A 19,496-nucleotide genomic window follows, 5' to 3' on the forward strand; every position below is an offset into this window, starting at 1 on the left:
GTGCCACGCAACAGTATGCTTTGCGCAGCACCTCAACCCCGACTCAACAACTATAATATTCCCTGATGGTCTGCCCGGTATGCGCACACAGATCATGCTGGATGTTTCCCTTGCTCACTATCATCGGTGCTTTTGCAGAAGGATAACCCATGCGTAATTTTCTGGTGGCGTTGTGCATCTCGTTGAGTGTTCTGACCTTCCCGGCTCTGGCGGCGGGCACATTGAGTGATGGCTGGGAATGGCTGAAGCAGGATGTCTCGCAAACCTGGGAACAGCCTAAGTATTACGATATCTACCTACCGTTTATCAGCTGGCATGCGCGTTTCGCCTACGACAAAGACAAAACCGACAACTACAACGAATCGCCGTGGGGCGGGGGTTTTGGTGTGTCGCGCTACAACGAGGACGGTGACTGGAGCGCGCTGTATGCGATGGCGTTTAAGGATTCGCACAACATGTGGCAGCCGATTATCGGTTACGGCTGGGAGAAAGGCTGGTATCTCGATGAGGCACGCGATGTACGCTTAGGGCTAGGGTTAACCGCTGGCATCACCGCGCGTGATGATTTTGCCAACTATGTGCCACTGCCGATTGTCCTGCCGCTGTTCTCCTCAGGTTATAAAAATCTTAACGTGCAGTTCACCTATATTCCGGGTAGCTACAACAACGGCAACGTGCTGTTTGCCTGGTTCCGCTATGGTTTCTGACAGGGTGCAGCGTTCTCCCGTGCTTAAGTGGCTGAAGATAATCGCCCTGGGCGTGGTTTCTTTGCTGATCATGTTTTTGCTGATTCGTGGATATCAGTCTGAGCAGGGGCCGCCGCTGCATCGCTGGCACACCTGGGCGGCTGATGAAATGACGGTGGAGCAAATAGATCACGCCACCTTCGACGATTATCTGGCGCAGGAAAATGTGATCTTCAAGCAGATGAAACACAACGTCACGGATCAACTTAGCGTTGAAGAGAAAACCTCGCTTAACCGCTATTATGCGCAAAGCCCGGTCTATCCGGCAGGATTTGCCACCGACTGGAACCGTTCGTTTGTACTCAAACCCGCTGGTGAAATTAAAGGCGCGGTGGTGCTGTTGCACGGTTTAACGGATTCACCTTACAGCATGCGTTATCTGGCACAGGCCTATCAGCAACAAGGCTATGTTGCGGTAGTACCCAGGCTGCCCGGCCATGGCACCGCGCCGGGATCGTTAACCAAAGTTGACTGGAAAATGTGGCTGGCCGCGACGCGTCTGGCCGTGCGTGAAGCCACCCGGATAGCGGGAACCCAGGTCCCGTTGCATCTGGTGGGCTACTCCAACGGCGGCGCGCTGGCGATGAAATATGTGCTCGATTCTCAGCAGAATCAAAATCTGCGCAAACCACAACAGGTGGTGTTGTTGTCACCGATGATTGGTGTGACGGCATACGCCCGTTTTGCGGGGTTAGCGGGATGGCCAGCGGTGTTCCCGGTGTTTGCTAAAGCGGCGTGGCTGAATATCGTGCCGGAATACAACCCGTTTAAATACAATTCATTCCCGGTGCGGGCGGCGCGCCAGTCCTGGCTGTTAACCCAGGCGTTGCAGGAACAGATTGTGCAACTCGCACGCGATGGCGAAATACGTGGCTTACCCCCGGTGCTGTCGTTCCAGTCGATCCTCGATTCTACGGTCAGCACTCGAGCAGTGGTCAATGCGCTGTATCGCTATTTACCGGACAACGGCAGCCAGTTAATGATTTTCGATATTAATCAGGCAGCCAATTTGCGCGCGCTGTTCCGGCCTGCACTGTATTCAGCGGTCAACGACTTACTGCCTGCCGCGCCGCGTCATTACGCCACAACGGTGATCACTAACGCGTCGCCCACCACTTATGAGGTGGTTGCCCGCATCACGCATGCCGATCAAACCAACGAAGTGACGCGTCCGCTGCATCTGGCGTGGCCGCAGGATATGTATTCCTTGTCGCATATCGCTGTCCCATTCCCTCTCACCGATTCGTTGTATGGTCGCGAACCCACCGAGAAAAATCGTTATGGCATCAGCCTCGGCACCATTTCACTACGCGGAGAAACTTCCAGCCTCACCGTGGGGCTCGACACGCTGATGCGTAATACCTCCAATCCGTTTTTCACTTATATGATGGCGCAAATTAATGGACGGATTGCCTGCGGCCAGCAGTCGGATCTGCAACAGTGCCTTAAAGAGTGATGACTTTTTTCAGCAGCCCGTTGGCAAGAATCAGTTGGGCCAGCAAAACTGAGAGCACAAAGGTCAGCACAATCAGCGTGAGTTTAGTGGCCAGCGAGTTAATCGGGATCAACGCGGTGACGATATGAAACACCGAGTAGTGCATGATGTACACCCCGGTCATGGTTTTACTCACGGTGGCCAGCAGCGTCTCTTTGAGGGCGACATGGCGGCGAAAGCGCACGCCGCTGGCGGCTAACACCAGTGCGACCACCAGCAGGTAGATTTGTGAGCCGGTGAGGAGGAAAGCATTGCGATCGGCTTTAAACAGCGCGAAGAAGAAGTGCTGCTCGTACAACCAGGTGAACAGATAAATAAACGGCAGGGCGCAGGTAGCGAAAAGGGCGACTCTTCTCCGACTCAGCCAGTCGGCAATCACCGGTTCACACAATAGCTGGCCGGTGAGGTAAAACAGTAACCAGGTCCAGATACGGTATTGCGGCGCGAGACTGAGCACCCGCACCTCGGGATAGAGCACCGACAGCAAATCGTAGCCATAGGAAAACAGCAACAGGGCGCCGACCAGCGCGCAAAACGCCAGGCGATGAAGGCTGAGCCAGCTGAGCAGCGGATTGAAGCTGTAGATCACGATAAACGAGAACACAAACCACGGCTGAATCAGATAGCCGCGCTGGTAAGGTTCCCAGAGATAGTAAATCGTCATCCAGAACAGAAACACGATCACCACATTGCGTATCTTGTTGAGCTGCCAGCGTAAATCCTGCTCGGCGTGGCTATCCATAATGCCCGCCACCACAAAAAACAATGGGGTGGCGATGGTGGAGATAAACGTCAGGAACGCCAGAATCCAGTGGTAATCATAATCGTAGCGATCCCAGGTGTTATACAACGTAAAAAAGGTCACTGCCGCCATGCAGCCGAGTGTCTTAATGACATTCAGCCCGGTGGCGTTCATGTTGACGTCGCTTTCTCAGCGCGGTGGAAGCAGGCATAAATCACCGGCAGAACCAGCAGCGTCAGTATCGTTGCGAAGCCCAGTCCAAACATAATCACCACCGCCATGCTCTGGAAAAACACATCGCGCAGCAGCGGTGCCAGGCCTAATACCGTGGTGAACGCGGTCAGCAGGATGGGGCGCAAGCGCGACGTGGCGGCATACAGAATCGCGTCGTGCTGCGTTTTGTCCTGTTTTTGCTGTTCAATCTCTTCCACCAACACAATGCCATTGCGGATCAGCATGCCGCTCAGGCTCAGCAAGCCGATCAGTGCCATAAAGCCAAACGGAATACCGGTGAGCAAAAAGCCCGGCGTCACGCCGATCAGTGCCAATGGCACCGTGAGCCAGATCGCCACGGCATTTTTTACGGAGCTAAACATCAGCACGGTAATGACAAACATCACCAGATAGCCCAACGGCAGCGTGGTGAACACGCCTTGCTGCGCTTCGCTGGAGTTTTCGGCATCGCCGCCCCATTCAATGCTGTAGCCGTGCGGCAGTGGGAGCTGATCAATTTGCGGCCGCACGCGTGACAGAATATCACCGGAGGTATCGCTGCTGAGCGGGCTGGGATCGGTCATCACCGTCAGCACGCGACTGCGATCGCGCCGCAGAATTAATGGATCTTCCCATTCGAGATTGAAGCCACTCACCACATTGCTGAGTGGAATATAGTGCTGCTGGCTTTGGCTCCACACCAGCACGTTGTTCAGATGATTGGCATCCTGGCGTTCACTGGCGGGCGGACGCACCACCACCGGCAGCAAATCTGCGCCTTCACGATATAAGCCCACCCGGCTGCCGGTGAAATTCATTTGCAGCGCGTTATCGATTTCCTGTTTATCCACACCCAGCTCGCGGCCCAGCGCCGGATTAAACTGTGGACGGATGACCTTGCTGCGGTTTTGCCAGTCATTGCGCACGCTGTCGGTGGCGGGGTCTTGCGCGAGGATATCACCCACTTCGCTGGCAATCAGTCGCATGCGGTCGGGATCGGGACCTTTAATGCGCACCTCAATGGCGCTTCCGCCGGAAGGACCAAACATCACCCGCTTGGTGCTGGCATTCACCTGCGGATACTGGCGGGCAATATAGTCATCCACACGGCGTGACAGCGCGGCGATATTGCGCTGATCGTCCATGCGCACCATGATTTGCGCATAGTTGCTGTATTGGCGCTGTCCATTGTAAGTGAGGATAAAGCGCATGCTGCCCTGGCCGACGGTGGTGACCGTAGACACCACGCCTTGCTGCCCGGTGATCGACTTTTCAATATCGCTGGCCATTTGCTCGGTGGCTTTGATGTCCGTGCCGTATGGCAACCACAAATCGACAAAGAAGATCGGCGTATTAGACGAGGGGAAGAAGTTTTGCCGCACGCCACCAAAACCCCAGATCGCCAGCGCCAGCAGGGCAGCCATCACCGCAAGCGTGACCGTTTTCTGCTGCAACAGCGCGTTGAGCGTGCGCTGGTAGAGTCGATAAAAACCGCCATCATAGGGCGAGGCTTCAGCGGCGGGCGTTGCCGTGCTACTCGTTTTAAACAGCCACCATTTGATCAACACCGGCGTGATGTTTAACGCTGAGAACCAGCTCAGCATCAGTGATATCAGCAGCACCTGGAACAGCGATTTGCAGTATTCACCGGTGGAATCCTGCGACAACCCAATCGGCGCAAACGCCAGTATTGCGATTACCGTGGCTCCCAGAAGCGGGAAGGCCGAGCGCCGGATAACAAAGTTGATCGCCGAGGTACGCGATGAGCCTTGCTGACGTGCAATCAATACCCCTTCGACGATCACAATCGCGTTATCCACCAACATACTGAGGGCGATAATCAGCGCTCCCAGTGAAATACGCTGTAGCTCAATGCCCCACAAATACATGATTAGCAGGGTGCCCAGCACGTTCAGCGCCAGCGAGAGCGCAATAATGATGCCGCTGCGTACGCCCATAAAGATCAGCAGTACACCCACCACAATCGCCAGCGCCATCAGGAAGTTGGTGATAAAGCCGTTGACGGAGTGCGCCACTTCCGCAGCCTGATCGTAAAACGTATTGATTTGGATACCGGCTGGTTTTTCTGCCGACATCTGCTGCAGTTTGGCTTCCAGTGCACGACCTACGTCAATCACGTTGACGCCAGGGATATAGGAGACGCCCATGGTGACCGCCGGACGGCCGTTGGCGTGATAGATGCTGGAAGGGGATTCGCTCAACTCGCGAGACAGCGTGGCGATGTCGCGTAACCGGGTGGTGGCAGTGTCGCCAACGGGGCTGATAAGCAGATCGCTCAGCTCATCGATATTTTCAAATTCCCCGGTGGGGTGCAGACGAATCGATTCGGAGCCGGATTTGATCTCTCCCGCGCTGGAAACCACGTTCAGACGGCTGAGTGCGGCGGAGAGTTGTGCCGGAGTGATACCGCGCACCGCCATTTTTGTCAGCGAAACATCGATATCAATTTGCTGCGGGATGGCGCCGCCAATCGCCACCTTGCCCACGCCGGGCACCAGCACCAGTTCTCGCCGCAGCTGTTCGGCATATTGCACTAATTCAGGATTGCTGAAGTTGTCACCGGAAATGGCGAAGAAAAAGCCGAACACGTCGCCAAAATCATCGTTAACGAAAGGCGCCGCCACGCCGGGCGGGAAGAAGCGTGACGCATCACCGACGCGCCGCCGCAGCTCATCCCAGATTTGTGGCAGTTCGTTAGAGTGATAGCGCGACGCAATATTCACCGTAATTTGCGACAGGCCGTTGGAGGAGATGGAACTGACGCTGTCCAGATAGGGCAACTGCTGCAGGGCATTTTCCAGCGGCAGAGTCACCTCTTCTTCCACCTGCTGCGCAGATGCGCCAGGGTATTGTGTGACCACCACGGCGGTTTTAATGGTAAAAGCGGGGTCTTCCAGGCTACCAATATTCAGCAGGGCAAAAATACCCCCCAGCCCTAATAGCAAAATCGCCAGCCAGACGCGAATCGGGTTATCAATAAACTGTTTGGAGATGTCCATTACAGCCCTCGCTCACGCGTCCAGATGCGTACCGGCTGTTGCGCATGTAACTCATTGACGCCTGCTGCGACCACGCGTTCACCGGCTTTCAGTCCATCGGTGATCACCACTCCCTGGTTTGTGACCTCACCAACAGTGACTTTTCGGTCTTCCAGCTTGAGCTGATCGCCGCTGCCTTGCACCACCCAGACATGAGGTTCATTGCGCTGGTGGCTGTCGGGGTTAAACACCGCCTCGACCGGAACGACCAGCGCAGCGTGATTCACATTGGCGGGAAGATTGGCCAGATTGATGGTGACAGTACCACTGACACCGCCCACGGCCGGAAAATCGGCAGGGCGCGGCATGGTTAAGATCACCTGCCAGGTCAGTGTGTTGCTGCTACTGCTACCGGTGTGCTCTTTGTATTCAGCCTGAAATTCGCGATCCGGCAGCGTGTTAATCCTCACTACCGGGCGATACGTCATGTTGCGGATATCCAGCGCGGTGAACAGGTTTTCCGGCACGTTAAACACCACATCAAGCAGGTCGGTGCGCGTTAACGTGGCGATGGTCTGGCCCGCCGCAATCACCTGATGATTACGCACATTGACCGTCGCCGCGGTGCCGCTAAAAGGCGCGGTTAAGGTCATCTGGCTTAACTCTTCACGGGCAATTTGCAAGGCCGCGTTGGCAGCATCGCGGTTCGCGCGCTGCACGTCCATTTCAGCCTGTGAGATTGCCTGGCGACCGGCCAGCGTCTGGAAGCGTGCAAACTGTCGCTGAGCGAGGATGGCGGCGGTCTGTCGTTCGTTAACGCGCTGCTGCGCCTCTCGTGCTACCAGTCTGGCGATCACTTGTCCCTGCGTCACATTGTTGCCCTGGCGAATTTCCAGGGCGTCGATCTGTCCACCTCGTTTAAAGGAGAGGTCGGTGGAATCCCCCGATTCAATGCGTGCGGGGAAGATGCGTTGCTGAGCCTCACCGGAAGCCACTACCTCAACCACTTTCACCATGCGCGGCAAAGGAGTAACTTCCGTTTTTTTTTGATCGCAACCTGTTGTTATCAATATAACAATGGCGATCAGCGGAAAATAACGCGTCACGAGTTTGTCCTCAATCAGCAATATTGAATTAATTATTGGCGTTATTATTAGCGAGGTTCTTATTCACCGAGCATTGAAACGACGGCGTAGGTAAATAACCCCACGGCAGAACAGGTTACAATAGCGATAACCACATAAAGACTCAGGCGCAGCAGACTATAGTCCGGCATCGTTACCTCCATTAACAGTGGGCGAAATAGAGTCATCTCACTGCGGACGGATAGGAGTGACGGTTAAGGTTTATTTGTTAAGCATGAGCATAGCTGTGGATATCCAAAAATGTAAAGTTTGATAAACGCAATAACTTTATCGCAACTCATGGAATTTAAATCTGATTTGTTTGATTTAAATAGAGCTTTAAACCACGTTAACAACATAAACACAAAGTGTGGCTTTTCTCGCCATTTCATTAACATAGGGGTTGGTTAATTTATTTTCGTTAAAAACGGCTTATTTATCTTTGGTTTAAATTTACGCTAAAAATTGTTTTTTGATTACGGATGACTTTCCTCATAAAAGCAGAGTGAGTTGAATAGCCTGTGCTACGTTTATAACGTTCATTTCTCTTGTCAAAAGTTTGTCGTATAGATTATTTCCCTGCTCAATTTCGTTGGGCAGCCATTAATGACATGTCTTTCAGTTATAAACGGGACTCACCTCAGGCAGTGCGTAGATGTTTGTCTTTGTATTTGTATTTGAAGTGGATCTGTTAATAACGCGATGTCACCGCCTTGATTTCCGAAACAGGATTTGAGGAGAAAGCGATGAATACTGCTAAATCGGAAAGGTCGTACTATCAGCTTTCTGTCGATGAAACCTTGAGCCAGACAGAGAGTTCACTCGAAGGTATCTCGGGTAGTGAAGCAACAGCACGCTTACAACAGTACGGTGAAAATGCCCTGCCACAAAAACCGGGCAAGCCAGCATGGCTGCGCTTCCTCGCCCATTTCAACGATGTACTGATTTACGTGTTACTCGCTGCCGCGCTGCTGACGGCAGTGATGGGCCATTGGGTCGATACACTGGTCATTCTCGGTGTGGCAGTGGTCAACGCGTTGATTGGTCATATCCAGGAGAGTAACGCGGAAAAATCCCTGCAAAGCATACGCAATATGCTCTCCAGTGAAACGGTGGTGATCCGCGCCGGTAACCATGAAACCTTGCCGACCACCGCGCTGGTGCCGGGTGATGTGGTGGTGATCCGCGCCGGGGATCGTATTCCTGCCGACCTGCGCGTGATCGAAGCCCACAATCTTCGCGTCGAAGAGGCGATACTCACCGGGGAATCCACGGTGGTAGAGAAAACCACCGATGCGCTTGCGGGCGAACTTCCGTTAGGCGACCGCACCAATTTACTGTTTTCGGGAACAACGGTCAGTTCTGGTGGCGGTAAAGGGCTGGTGGTGGCTACAGGTGGAGAGACCGAACTGGGGCACATCAACCAGATGATGTCCGATATCGAAAAACACCGCACGCCGCTGCTGGTGCAAATGGACAAGTTAGGGAAAGCCATCTTCCTGATTATTCTCGCGATGATGGCGGCACTGTTCGTCTTCAGCCTGCTGTTCCGCGATATGCCGGTCTCTGAACTGATGCTGTCATTGATCAGTCTGGCGGTGGCGTCGGTGCCCGAAGGTTTACCCGCCATCATCTCCATCATCCTCTCACTTGGCGTGCAGACCATGGCGAAGCAGCAGGCGATCATTCGCAAGCTGCCGACGGTGGAAACGCTGGGTGCGATGACGGTGATCTGCTCAGATAAAACCGGCACGTTGACCATGAATGAGATGACGGTCAAAGCGGTGATCACCGCCGACCATATCTATCGGGTAGACGGTGACAGCTATGAACCGGTTGGCGCCATTCATAAAGCAGATGACGCCGTGCCGATTACCGTCACGGGCGGGTCCTTGCTTGAACAATATCTGCGCACCATCGATCTGTGTAATGACAGTCAGTTGATTAAGGATGAGAGCGGCTTCTGGAAGATCACCGGAGGGCCGACAGAAGGCGCACTCAAGGTACTGGCCGCCAAAGGGCAGTTGCCGGTGGTCACCACCGAGTTACGCAGTAAAATTCCGTTTGATTCGCAATACAAATACATGTCGACGTTGTACCGCATTGGTGACGAAGAGCGCGTGCTGATCACCGGCGCGCCGGATGTGCTGTTCCGGCTTTGTCAGCAGCAGCAAACCGAGCACGGCCTGCAACCGCTCGATATCAGCTGGTGGGAAGGCAAGATTGAAGAGTATGCGCGCGAAGGGCTGCGCATGGTGGCGGCAGCCTGGAAACCGGCGTTACCGGGACAAACTGAACTCACCCATCAGGATCTGCAACAGGGCGTGATTCTGCTCGGCATTGCCGGAATGATGGACCCGCCGCGCCCTGAAGCCATCACCGCGATTCGTGACTGTCTGCAAGCCGGCATACGCGTCAAAATGATCACCGGAGACCACCCGCAAACCGCGATGAGCATTGGGCAGATGCTGGGGATTGGCAATGCAGGCTCAGCCATCACCGGGCGTGAACTGGAAGTGATGGACGATCACCAGTTGAGTGATGCCGCGCAGGCCTACGACATCTTTGCCCGCACCAGTCCGGAGGATAAATTCCGTCTGGTTCAGGCGTTGCAGAGTAAGCAAGAGGTGGTCGGTATGACCGGGGACGGCGTGAACGATGCGCCCGCCCTGAAGCGCGCCGATGTCGGTATCGCAATGGGTATTAAAGGCACCGAAGTGACCAAGGAAGCCGCCGATATGGTGCTCACGGATGACAACTTCGCCACCATTGCCAGCGCAGTAAGGGAAGGGCGCCGGGTTTATGACAATCTGAAAAAAACCATCTTGTTTATTATGCCCACCAACCTCGCGCAGGGATTGTTGATCATCATCGCGCTGCTGGCAGGGAATCTCATTCCGCTCACGCCGGTACTGATTCTGTGGATGAACATGGCGACGTCGGCCACGCTGTCGTTTGGTCTGGCATTTGAAGAGGGTGAAAAAAACATCATGCGCCGACCGCCGCGCGATCCCAAATTGCATGTGATGGATGGATTCGCCATCTGGCGCGTGGTGTTTGTTGGTTCAATGATTGCGATAAGTGCGTTTGTGCTGGAAGCCTGGCTGCAGCCGCGTGGCTATTCCCCTGAGTTTATCCGCACCGTGCTGTTACAGACGCTGGTTACCGCGCAGTGGTTCTATATGCTCAATTGCCGTGTGTCGGACGGCTTCTCTCTGAGTAAAGGGCTGCTGATGAACAAAGGTATTTGGATCGTTAGCGCGGTGCTGCTGGTGCTGCAACTGCTGATCATCTATGCGCCATTTATGCAGCTGCTATTCGGTACCACTGGACTGCCATTCCGTTATTGGGTCATTACCTTCATCATCGGGTTCGTGATGTTCCTGATTGTTGAAGTCGAGAAACCACTTACCCGGCGATTCAGAACGGCTTGAGTCTGCTGCTGCCCGTCACGCTGGTGTCAGCGAGGCGGGCGGTGTTTAAGACGATACATGTTGATTTCGGGCCAAAAGATGAGATTTAAATGTTGCAGGACATTTGCTGTCATCAAGTCAGAGAGGGAAATGTCGCACGGGTTCGACAATCTTCACCGGTTTCTTTCTCTTTGGTTTTGTCGCCCTGCACAGTGCTGGCATAGCTGCCTTAGATTTTTCTGGCTCGATAGTCTTATTCACAGTGATACAGCACGGGCAGTAATGAACATTCGCATATTGCGCTGCGGCGACGGTTAATGCCTGGCTGTGGTTATACATACTGCCAATAAACGCCCGTGAATCGATACCGGGTAACTGTTCACATCCTGCGGTATGCAACAGCAAGCCCCTGCGGGCGTGATCGCAGACGTAATATTTCGTTGCCTTATACATGGTTTTTTATCCGTTTGCTATGTGAGTCAATGGACTCATTAAAGTTTATCGTATTCAATATCTTGTAAATTTGAACATCGCACTACGGCCTGAAACTCAGATTGCCCACGATGGCTCGCCAAAGTAAACGGAACGATAATACGTGTACCATTTTTTGCTACGCTTTCGTTGTGGAACAGAAGAGAGCCCAGGGTGATTCTATTTTTCCCAAACATCTCGGTATGGGATTTATTGAGGAGATCTTTCTCTACGGCAATAACCGCATCACGACTGTGAACGGTCACACAGGCTATTTCATCTTTTTGATTTTTACGTTCCGCGAATATACCTCATAACCCGACGCAGACAAAATAATCCCCAGGGCACTGAGTGCTCCAACCTTAGCGGAAGTCTTCATTTTAAATTCCCTTAAGTGCTTCACAAACAGTCTCTGGTCTAACTAACGGAAAATAAAGACTATTTCTGGTTTATTTGATGAAATGAATTGATGTGTATTGCAGATGCCGCCTGGTCATTATCTGATAATGGTTGGGATAAAATCTGAATATTACGTACCACAAAAAAATCCTGTGAGATTTATTGAAGAGGGACTTGAACAAATAAAACGAGCATTAAAGCCAAAGTACATCAAATATCCTGGTTAATATCTTGTTAATGGTAGAGTTATGGCATTCTCATGACATTTTTTCCTACATTAATGCTGAGGTCAAAAGTATCTGATGATAAAAACTCACAGCCCGCTCATTCAGCAGGGCTATTCACATTAATCAATGAATCACCGCGAAGCTGAAACGCTCGTCGTGCACCTGGTCAGATAAAAAGATCAGTGTGTTAAAACAGCAAATGGTTTAACCTTTAACGACCGTCTGCAGTAGATTTATAGTAAGCCCAATAAAATCAGTGAGTTGAGTGAATTTTTATTGAGCGGCCTTTAGATTGACTGCGACCTGTTCCAGGGGGTGCCCGGTTAGCGGGCTGAGATTCTACCCGCCAGCGTTTTCGCGTTGGCAACGTAGTGACCCTACGAACCTGATCCGGCTAATACCGGCGTAGGGAGCGGAACACAGGGCGACACTGCGTCCTGATCCCATCTTTGTGCTTGTAGCGGACAGACTCTACTCATCAGGCCCGGCCTGAGAAATTTCGCGCAATCGCAACTGGTGGACTCGCCCATGACTGAAGCTGCTTTGATCGACGCTTTGCTCACCTTTCTTCAGCGTCAGGATACAACCGACGACGATTTTAACCGCCTGGCGCTCGCCATCTTCGCTTATCAATTCGAACACAATACCCCTTATCGACGCTTCGCCATGCAACGCGGCCGCACACCCTTTACGGTGAAAAACTGGCGCGCCATCCCGGCGATTCCCATTACTGCGTTTAAGGATCTGACGCTGAGCTGCCATGCCACCGATGACGTCGAAGCGATGTTTATGACCAGCGGTACGACCGGCACGGTGAAAGGTCGCAGCTATCATCCGACACTCGATGTCTGGAAATGCTCGATGATGCAGAATTTCCGCCAGCGCTTTATGGCGGGCGAAGAGCGGATTCGCATGGGCATTTTGTTCCCTGATAATCGGGCGCTGCCCAACTCTTCGCTGGCCCATTACCTGACGTTAGCGGTGGAAAAATTTGGCACCGCCAAGAGCGAAGTGCTGCTGGATGACCGCGGTATCGCGATGGATCGCCTGTTTGCTGCGTTGGAGCAGGCTGAAGCGCAGGGCGAACCTTATGCGCTGCTGGGCGCGAGCTACAGCTTTGTCCATCTGCTCGACGAACTGCAGCGCCAGGGGCGACATTTTGCATTACCCGCTGGCAGCCGAATTTTGGATACCGGTGGATTTAAGGGACAATCCCGTGAGATTGAGGCCGAGCAGTTTTACGCCGAACTCAGTGCGTCGTTGGGCGTGCCGCGCACGCACTGCATCAACATGTACGGCATGACCGAACTGAGCAGCCAGTTTTATGACGATGGCAACGTTGCCTGTCCCTCGGTGAAATCCGGCCCGCACTGGATCCGCACCCGCGTGGTCAATCCGCTGACGGGCGAAGAGGTGCCGGAAGGTGAGATGGGCGTGCTGGTGCACAATGATCTGGCCCACTTCAATTCAGTTTCTGCCTTACTGACCGAGGATGCTGGCCGGGCAGTGGCGGGCGGCTTCCATCTGCTGGGCCGGGTCACCGGAGCGGATGCGAAGGGCTGTTCGCTGTCGATGGAAGAGTTCCTGGCTGCTGCGCAGGGTGCAGTGTGAAAGAGGTCGCGGGTTATCTACCGGGATGTTTATCACCTGAAGGGGTGCAGTGGCGCACGCTGAGTTTTAGCCATCACGGCCAGCATCTGGATGTCGACGTGCCCGATCTGAATCCGGCACAAATTACACTTCTCAGCGCACATCTGCGCGATCACGCTCGCGCTTATCTCACAACGCTGAGCGTGGCGAAGATCGTAGCAATTATTGATGAGGCCATTGCGCGATTGCTGGATCGAAACCATCCACTGCGCCGCAAGGCCGAAATGCTGCTGCCGATTGTCACCGGTTATGACGCTGAGATGATTCGCCTTGGGCTTACCGGATACCTCAAAACTTTTCGACAGCCGCAGCTCAAGCGCTTTTTAGCCGAGGACTTTAACGATCCACAGCTGTTGGATGATTTTCAGCCGCGACCTAATGGCGGCTTCGCACGGGCATTTGGCCCAGATCTGCTCATGCATATCTGGGCAGGAAATGTGCCAGGTCTACCGCTGTGGAGTCTGATTTGTGGATTACTGGTAAAAGCGGGCAGCGTGGGCAAATTTCCCGGTGCTGAACCGCTGATGGCGGGCTGGTTCGCACAACTGCTGGCTGAGATCGATCCCCAACTTGGCGAATGCCTGGCGGTAGTGTGGTGGAAAGGCGGCGAAGCCGAAGCAGAAAAACACTGGTTAACCCAGCCTGACGTGGTGATGGCTTACGGTGGTAATGCCGCGCTGGCTGCAATCAAACAGCAACTGCCTGTGACCACGCGTTTTCTGCCGCACGGCCATAAAATCAGCGTGGGGCTGGTGGGGCGTTCGGCACTGGATACAAGGCAGGGCGTCGATCTGGCGCAGCGCGTGGCCTATGAGGTCATACGCTATGACCAGGCGGGCTGTTACTCACCGCAAATGCTGTTCGTTGAACGCGGCGGACGCATTACGCCGCAGGAATTCGCGGAGTACATCGCTCATGAACTCTGTGCGCTGGCGCGCAAATACCCGCGTCGCGCGCTCTCTTCGGCTGAAGTGAACAGCGTGGCAACCTGGCGCAGCCGTGAAGAGATTCGCGCGTTGCAGGACGATCGCATCCTGTTCGGCGAGCCAACGGACAGCTGGTCGGTGGTGGTAGTTGATGGCCCCGAAGCTCTGATGCCGTCGGCACTCGGACGCACGCTTAAAGTGGTGGCAGTTGATGAAATTGATGATGCGATTGCATTGATTTCGCAGCAGAAAATTTATCTGCAAACGGCGGCGGTGGCGGCCACTCCGCGCGAGCTGTTTGTTCTCGCCGCGCGGCTAGGGCAAGCCGGTATCAGCCGTATTACTGCCTTTGGCAGCATGACATCGCCTGCCGCCGGATGGCATCACGATGGCCGCTTTAGCCTGCTGGATCTGGTCACTTTTACGGAAATAGAGGCATCTGCTGAAACTGCCGCTGAGCGCTTCGCGCCCTATGCGGATTGAATCCACGTTTTTACAGGAGGTAAGAGATGAAATTTGCTGATCAAACGATTCTGGTGACGGGGGCGAGCCGGGGTATTGGTGCAGCTATCACGCAGGCTTTCGCCGCTGAGGGCGCGCTGGTGGTGGTGAACTACCTGCGCAGTGAAGCTGCAGCGATGGAAGTGGTAAAAAGCTGTGAAGCACTGGGCGGTTCGGCCATCGCCATTCGAGCCGATGTCACCTCAGCAGAGCAGGTAGCGGTGATGATGGAGCAGATCGCTAACACCACGGGTCGTCTGGATGCGGTGGTGAACAATGCTTTCGCACCCTATGTTTTCGATACTGATAATCGACAGCGCTTTTGGGAAACCTCATGGCAGGGCTACCAAAGCCAGTTTGACGGTGCCGTCGGCGCGGCCTACAACGTCTGCCAGGCTGCGTTGCCGCTGATGCGCTCACGCACACGCGGCAGCATTATCAATCTTTCCAGCGATCTGGTGGCCCGTCCCTCTGTTCCTTACCACGATTACGTCACGGCGAAATCCGCATTAATAGGCTTTAGCCGTTCACTCGCCGCTGAACTGGGGCCGCTGGGGATTCGCGTGAACTGTGTTGCGCCGGGTCTGGTCTATCCCACGGATGCCAGCAGTGCGACGCGAGAAGACGTGCGCGATTTTATCACCGCACAAACGCCGCTGCGCCGAATTGCCGAGCCAGTGGATGTCGTCGGTCCGGTGATGTTTTTAGCCTCAGAATGGAGCGAGTTTGTCACCGGGCAAACGCTGTATGTTGATGGTGGGTTGGTGATGGGATGACGGGGGCCGAACGCTGATATTGTTGGCAGCACGATGGGTTAGCGTTAGTCTGATCACTGATTTATCAATTTGCTAACGCCGCTTAACATAAACAGGGAGGTTTAATGAATGCCGCAACTATCCGTGCCGTCATCGGTGGAACGCTTTTAATGGCGTCGAGCTTAGTATCGGCGTCTGCCGCTCAGCCTATGCTTCTGCACCCGATATCCACTTCAAACGGATCGATGACAGTTTTCACTTTGTTATGCTTGATCAGCCTGAGCGATTTTCCGACACGGTTGAGTCGTTTTTGAATGGCGATGCTAGCCAGATGCAGCCGCGAACTGAATGAGATTTGGGGAGGAACGGCCGGAATTGGCCGTTGCTTCGGTTCAACAGAGTGTATGGCGCAAATATTGCGCATGATGCATGTCTGATGTGAAAGAGATGGGGGGGCGAGATGGCAAGGGCTGCTTTGAGCGAAAAAGGGGCCTTGCTCAAGTTTCGCCTAATCCATCATTGGTATCCGCAATTATAAAATCACTTCTGGTCTGGGAGGAAGAAAGAATGGCAGTAAAATAAAACAGCAACATCTGCCTGCCATTCTCATTCTGTACAGACCTTGAAGTTAATTAATATCACTCTGAATAAACTTTAAGCAACTCCTTAGCCGCAAGCTGACCAAGAGAGTTGGCTGCGAAAGGACTGTCGCCTGTCAGCACCTTACGGTCCTTATGCACACTGCCTTTGATATCGTCATTAACGATATTTATTCCCATTTTTATGAGGGCCTCTCCAAAATACCAGGTCAGATGGCCCGGCATGTAGCCAATGTCCGGCGTTTGCTTATCGGCTGCATCAGGGAAAGCACAGATAGAATATCCTATGAGGGGATTGTCGCCGTTACGAAGTGAAAGGAAAGCCGCAGGACCGTGGCAGATAGAAATTACAAAGCGATCACTGCCCATAAACCAGCGGATTGTTTCTGCTACTTCCGGGCTTTCAGGCAGGCCGATTAGGGCACCGTGCCCACCCGGAATAAACACAGCAGCATATTCACTTTCCTCGCTCAGACCATCGACAACGTCAGACAATTTTAGGGGGTTCTGAAACATTGTCTGATACTTACTGAAGAAGGGCACAAGCTTCTCATCCTGCTGTGGCATCGCCCAGTATTCAAACTTAGTCATATGACCCGATACTGTCGCAATGTCAAAATCGAAACCAGCAGCATGCAGATGATACATAGGAAGAAGCGTTTCAACCGGATGATTTCCTGTTGAAAAAAGTGACCCGCTATCTGTCATCAGGTAACGTTCATCAGCAGCGATAACCAGTATTTTTTTTCCCCCGGTATGGCGTTCAGGATAGTCTGCGCCGCTGAGATCAGATACCGGGCTGGTAAACTGACTCAGGGAATAGTCTGAAGGGAAAAATGCATTTTCCTCAGCAGGATCAGCTTTAGGATGTTTGCTTTTATCATCTGACATGACGGTCTCCTCGTTAATAGATTTATTTGTCTTTACCCGGTGTTAATCCGCGTGTAGTCAGGGCTACCTGAATAGCCTGAGCAGTAGTGCTTACTCCCAGGCGATTACGTATTTTTCTGAGATGGTTTTCAACGGTGCGTTGAGAAATACCCAGTAATCCCGCAATATCTTTTTGTCTCATTCCCTTACTGACGAGACTGAGGACATCTTTTTCACGAACCGTAAGCGGTCCGGTTCCGTAATTGATGTCGTCCCCGAGAATCCGGCGAGCGCTATTAAAAGCCTCTACACCTAATAGAGTAAGAATTAGTTCTGCTTTCGGCGAGCTATTTACATTCATCCCGCCCAAAGTAAACGCACCTTCAATACCTGAGTTGCCAAAGATAGGGATCTGGATGCCATGCAGAGCACCTCTGATAGGTTTTGAAGCAATCTGATAACTCCCTGAAATGCTCTCTTTTCCAGTCTTGTACCAGAAAAAAGGGTGTGATGAGTTTATAAGGTGTTGATTTACAGGGCATCGTTCCATATAAGTTTTTGCATCAATTTCATCATCAAACCAGCTCCCTTCAATCCAGAAGATACGCTCCACTAAATTCTCATTCACAGGCGTAACTGAGAATAAAACGCTACGATCACACCCGTATGCCAAAGCCACTTCTTTGACGCGTTGCTTTAAAGAATTCAGGTCGTTCTCTGATTTAATTTCGAGAATGATGTCCAACGGATCTTTCAACATCGTGGTCACCGTCTATGGGTTTGTCGCCTATTTTAGTCAGCTTTTATGAAGAGTGTATGAGGGATATCCCCTACTAATGTAGATGAGATAGTAAAAGCCTGTTTTGTCCCTGATTAGGTCAAGCGACAAACAACAAAGTATGTGTAAGGCAATCAATAGATACCTGAATTCAATAGTGTAGTGGTTCACTGAATTTGGCCACCTGAACAGAGGTGATATGCTCATCTCAGAACAAAACAGGTGTCCCAATGAAAAAAAGAAATTTCAGCGCAGAGTTTAAACGCGAGTCCGCTCAACTGGTCCTTGATCAGAACTACACCGTTGCAGCTGCGGCCAGTGCTATGGACGTGGGGCTTTCTACCATGACGCGATGGGTAAAGCAGTTACGGGATGAACGACAGGGCAAAATACCTAAAGCCTCCCCTATAACCCCGGAACAGATTGAAATACGTGAGCTAAAGAAAAAGCTGCAACGCATTGAAATGGAAAACGATATATTAAAAAAGGCTACCGCGCTCTTGATGTCAGACTCCCTGAACAGTTCTCGTTAATCGGGAAACTCAGAGCGCGTTATCCTATGGTTACTCTCTGCCACGTGTTCGGGGTTCATCGCAGCAGCTACAAATACTGGGTAAAAAGCCCCGAAAAGCCAGACGGCAAGCGGGCTGTATTACGTAGTCAGGTTCTGGAGCTGCATAACATTAGCCATGGTTCTGCTGGCGCGAGAAGCATCGCCATCATGGCAACCCTGAGAGGCTTCAGAATGGGACGCTGGCTTGCCGGCAGGCTCATGAAAGAACTGGGACTGGTGAGTTGTCAGCAACCCACCCACCGGTACAAACGTGGTGGCCATGAACACATCGGTATCCCGAATCACCTTGAGCGACAGTTCGCGGTGACAGAGCCTAATCAGGTATGGTGCGGCGATGTGACCTATATCTGGACAGGCAGGCGCTGGGCTTACCTCGCCATCGTTCTCGATTTGTTCGCCAGGAAACCGATAGGCTGGGCAATGTCATTCTCACCGGACAGCAGGCTAACCATCAAAGCGCTGGAAATGGCGTGGGAAACCCGGGGTAAACCAGCGGGAGTGATGTTCCACAGTGACCAGGGTAGCCACTACACAAGCAGGCCGTTCCGGCAGTTATTGTGGCGTTACCGGATCAGGCAAAGTATGAGCCGACGCGGAAACTGCTGGGATAACAGCCCGATGGAACGCTTCTTCAGAAGTCTGAAAAGCGAGTGGGTGCCAGTGACAGGCTATATAAACTTTAGCGAAGCTGCTCATGCGATCACAAACGATATCGTCGGGTATTACAGCTCGCTAAGGCCGCATGACTATAACGGTGGATTACCTCCAAACGAATCGGAAAACCGATACTGGAAAAACTCTAAAGCCGTGGCCAGTTTTAGTTGACCACTACAAAGCGCAACAAACAGCGGCCTGAGAGTCTCAAGCTGGATTTGCGCATCCCATCGAACGGGAACTGGCTGGTCAACTGGAGACGTGTCTGGAGATCAACTTTCTGCGTCATGCCAATTTCGGCGCGCGCCTGATTGAATTCGAAACGCTGGCGCGGAATGCCAGAATACGGCAATGGTTAGC

Annotated in this window: 14 protein-coding genes and 1 riboswitch; of the genes, 7 read left to right on the forward strand and 7 right to left on the reverse strand. The window is 52.8% G+C overall.

Annotated elements, in window-relative coordinates:
• Window positions 1–149 precede the first annotated feature (149 nt).
• Complete coding sequence (gene pagP, locus JK231_RS13335; protein WP_211728792.1) at window positions 150–707, forward strand: lipid IV(A) palmitoyltransferase PagP; 558 nt, start codon at window positions 150–152, stop codon at window positions 705–707.
• Window positions 697–2,202 carry an alpha/beta hydrolase gene (locus tag JK231_RS13340; protein WP_211728793.1) on the forward strand — a complete coding sequence of 502 codons (1,506 nt, stop codon included), beginning with the start codon at window positions 697–699 and terminating at the stop codon, window positions 2,200–2,202. Before pagP ends, JK231_RS13340 begins: the two co-directional genes overlap by 11 nt.
• On the opposite strand, the gene JK231_RS13345 is transcribed toward JK231_RS13340, so the two are convergent.
• Genes JK231_RS13345 through JK231_RS13355 form a run of 3 tightly spaced genes read right to left on the reverse strand, consistent with a single transcriptional unit; the run spans window position 2,192 to window position 7,301 of the window.
• Window positions 2,192–3,157 carry an acyltransferase family protein gene (locus JK231_RS13345; RefSeq protein ID WP_211728794.1) on the reverse strand — a complete coding sequence of 322 codons (966 nt, stop codon included), beginning with the start codon at window positions 3,155–3,157 and terminating at the stop codon, window positions 2,192–2,194. The two genes, JK231_RS13340 and JK231_RS13345, sit on opposite strands and share 11 nt — an antisense overlap.
• Window positions 3,154–6,216: an efflux RND transporter permease subunit gene (locus JK231_RS13350; RefSeq protein WP_211728795.1), complete on the reverse strand. Its 3,063-nt coding sequence runs from the start codon at window positions 6,214–6,216 to the stop codon at window positions 3,154–3,156. Before JK231_RS13350 ends, JK231_RS13345 begins: the two co-directional genes overlap by 4 nt.
• Window positions 6,216–7,301, reverse strand: a complete 1,086-nt coding sequence (locus JK231_RS13355; protein WP_211728796.1) for an efflux RND transporter periplasmic adaptor subunit — start codon at window positions 7,299–7,301, stop codon at window positions 6,216–6,218. The genes JK231_RS13350 and JK231_RS13355 overlap by 1 nt, the downstream gene beginning before the upstream one ends.
• Window positions 7,302–8,065: 764 nt before the next feature.
• Between JK231_RS13355 and JK231_RS13360 the strand changes: the two genes are divergently transcribed.
• Window positions 8,066–10,753: a cation-transporting P-type ATPase gene (locus JK231_RS13360; protein WP_097117709.1), complete on the forward strand. Its 2,688-nt coding sequence runs from the start codon at window positions 8,066–8,068 to the stop codon at window positions 10,751–10,753.
• A 470-nt stretch (window positions 10,754–11,223) separates the two neighbouring features.
• Here JK231_RS13360 and JK231_RS13365 read toward each other — a convergent pair whose 3' ends face one another.
• A complete protein-coding gene (locus tag JK231_RS13365; protein WP_211728797.1) occupies window positions 11,224–11,469 on the reverse strand; it encodes a hypothetical protein in 246 nt (81 codons plus the stop codon).
• A gap of 661 nt (window positions 11,470–12,130) precedes the next feature.
• Window positions 12,131–12,259: riboswitch (TPP riboswitch) on the forward strand.
• A 98-nt stretch (window positions 12,260–12,357) separates the two neighbouring features.
• On the opposite strand from JK231_RS13365, the gene JK231_RS13370 reads away from it, so the two are divergent.
• From JK231_RS13370 to JK231_RS13380, 3 genes are read left to right on the forward strand one after another with little or no spacing between them, the layout of a single operon-like run.
• On the forward strand, window positions 12,358–13,440 hold the full coding sequence (locus JK231_RS13370; RefSeq protein ID WP_211728798.1) for a long-chain fatty acid--CoA ligase: 1,083 nt from the start codon (window positions 12,358–12,360) through the stop codon (window positions 13,438–13,440).
• Complete coding sequence (locus JK231_RS13375) at window positions 13,437–14,888, forward strand: acyl-CoA reductase (protein WP_211728799.1); 1,452 nt, start codon at window positions 13,437–13,439, stop codon at window positions 14,886–14,888. The genes JK231_RS13370 and JK231_RS13375 overlap by 4 nt, the downstream gene beginning before the upstream one ends.
• Before the next feature lie 26 nt (window positions 14,889–14,914).
• A complete protein-coding gene (locus tag JK231_RS13380; protein ID WP_211728800.1) occupies window positions 14,915–15,682 on the forward strand; it encodes a 3-oxoacyl-ACP reductase in 768 nt (255 codons plus the stop codon).
• Window positions 15,683–16,299: 617 nt separating this feature from the next.
• Here the strand turns inward: JK231_RS13380 and hchA are convergent.
• Together hchA and JK231_RS13390 are read right to left on the reverse strand one after the other, a co-directional pair.
• The gene (gene hchA, locus JK231_RS13385) at window positions 16,300–17,151 is read right to left on the reverse strand and encodes a glyoxalase III HchA (RefSeq protein WP_211728801.1); all 852 of its coding nucleotides are present in this window, start codon (window positions 17,149–17,151) and stop codon (window positions 16,300–16,302) included.
• 22 nt (window positions 17,152–17,173) lie between these two features.
• On the reverse strand, window positions 17,174–17,890 hold the full coding sequence (locus JK231_RS13390; RefSeq protein ID WP_211728802.1) for a PA1136 family autoinducer-binding transcriptional regulator: 717 nt from the start codon (window positions 17,888–17,890) through the stop codon (window positions 17,174–17,176).
• 248 nt (window positions 17,891–18,138) lie between these two features.
• On the opposite strand from JK231_RS13390, the gene JK231_RS13395 reads away from it, so the two are divergent.
• Window positions 18,139–19,307, forward strand: a protein-coding gene (locus tag JK231_RS13395) for an IS3 family transposase (protein WP_211728803.1) whose coding sequence is annotated in 2 segments (ribosomal slippage) — window positions 18,139–18,388 and window positions 18,388–19,307 — 1,170 coding nt in all. Because the reading frame shifts where the segments join, the coding sequence is not laid out codon by codon here.
• Here the strand turns inward: JK231_RS13395 and JK231_RS13400 are convergent.
• The gene (locus tag JK231_RS13400) at window positions 19,300–19,488 is read right to left on the reverse strand and encodes a hypothetical protein (protein WP_211728804.1); all 189 of its coding nucleotides are present in this window, start codon (window positions 19,486–19,488) and stop codon (window positions 19,300–19,302) included. The genes JK231_RS13395 and JK231_RS13400 overlap by 8 nt on opposite strands.
• Window positions 19,489–19,496 lie beyond the last annotated feature (8 nt).

Origin of the sequence: Pantoea sp. JGM49 (genome assembly GCF_018257655.1) — a bacterium.
In the GTDB taxonomy this organism is placed as follows: Bacteria; Pseudomonadota; Gammaproteobacteria; order Enterobacterales; family Enterobacteriaceae; genus Pantoea; species Pantoea communis.

What these genes read in the sequence shown, in the direction of transcription:
- pagP (WP_211728792.1), top strand. Translation starts at nt 150, where the DNA reads ATGCGTAATTTTCTGGTGGCGTTGTGCATCTCGTTGAGTGTTCTGACC.
- JK231_RS13340 (WP_211728793.1), top strand. Translation starts at nt 697, where the DNA reads ATGGTTTCTGACAGGGTGCAGCGTTCTCCCGTGCTTAAGTGGCTGAAG.
- JK231_RS13345 (WP_211728794.1), bottom strand. Translation starts at nt 3,157, where the DNA reads ATGAACGCCACCGGGCTGAATGTCATTAAGACACTCGGCTGCATGGCG.
- JK231_RS13350 (WP_211728795.1), bottom strand. Translation starts at nt 6,216, where the DNA reads ATGGACATCTCCAAACAGTTTATTGATAACCCGATTCGCGTCTGGCTG.
- JK231_RS13360 (WP_097117709.1), top strand. Translation starts at nt 8,066, where the DNA reads ATGAATACTGCTAAATCGGAAAGGTCGTACTATCAGCTTTCTGTCGAT.
- JK231_RS13370 (WP_211728798.1), top strand. Translation starts at nt 12,358, where the DNA reads ATGACTGAAGCTGCTTTGATCGACGCTTTGCTCACCTTTCTTCAGCGT.
- JK231_RS13380 (WP_211728800.1), top strand. Translation starts at nt 14,915, where the DNA reads ATGAAATTTGCTGATCAAACGATTCTGGTGACGGGGGCGAGCCGGGGT.
- hchA (WP_211728801.1), bottom strand. Translation starts at nt 17,151, where the DNA reads ATGTCAGATGATAAAAGCAAACATCCTAAAGCTGATCCTGCTGAGGAA.
- JK231_RS13390 (WP_211728802.1), bottom strand. Translation starts at nt 17,890, where the DNA reads ATGTTGAAAGATCCGTTGGACATCATTCTCGAAATTAAATCAGAGAAC.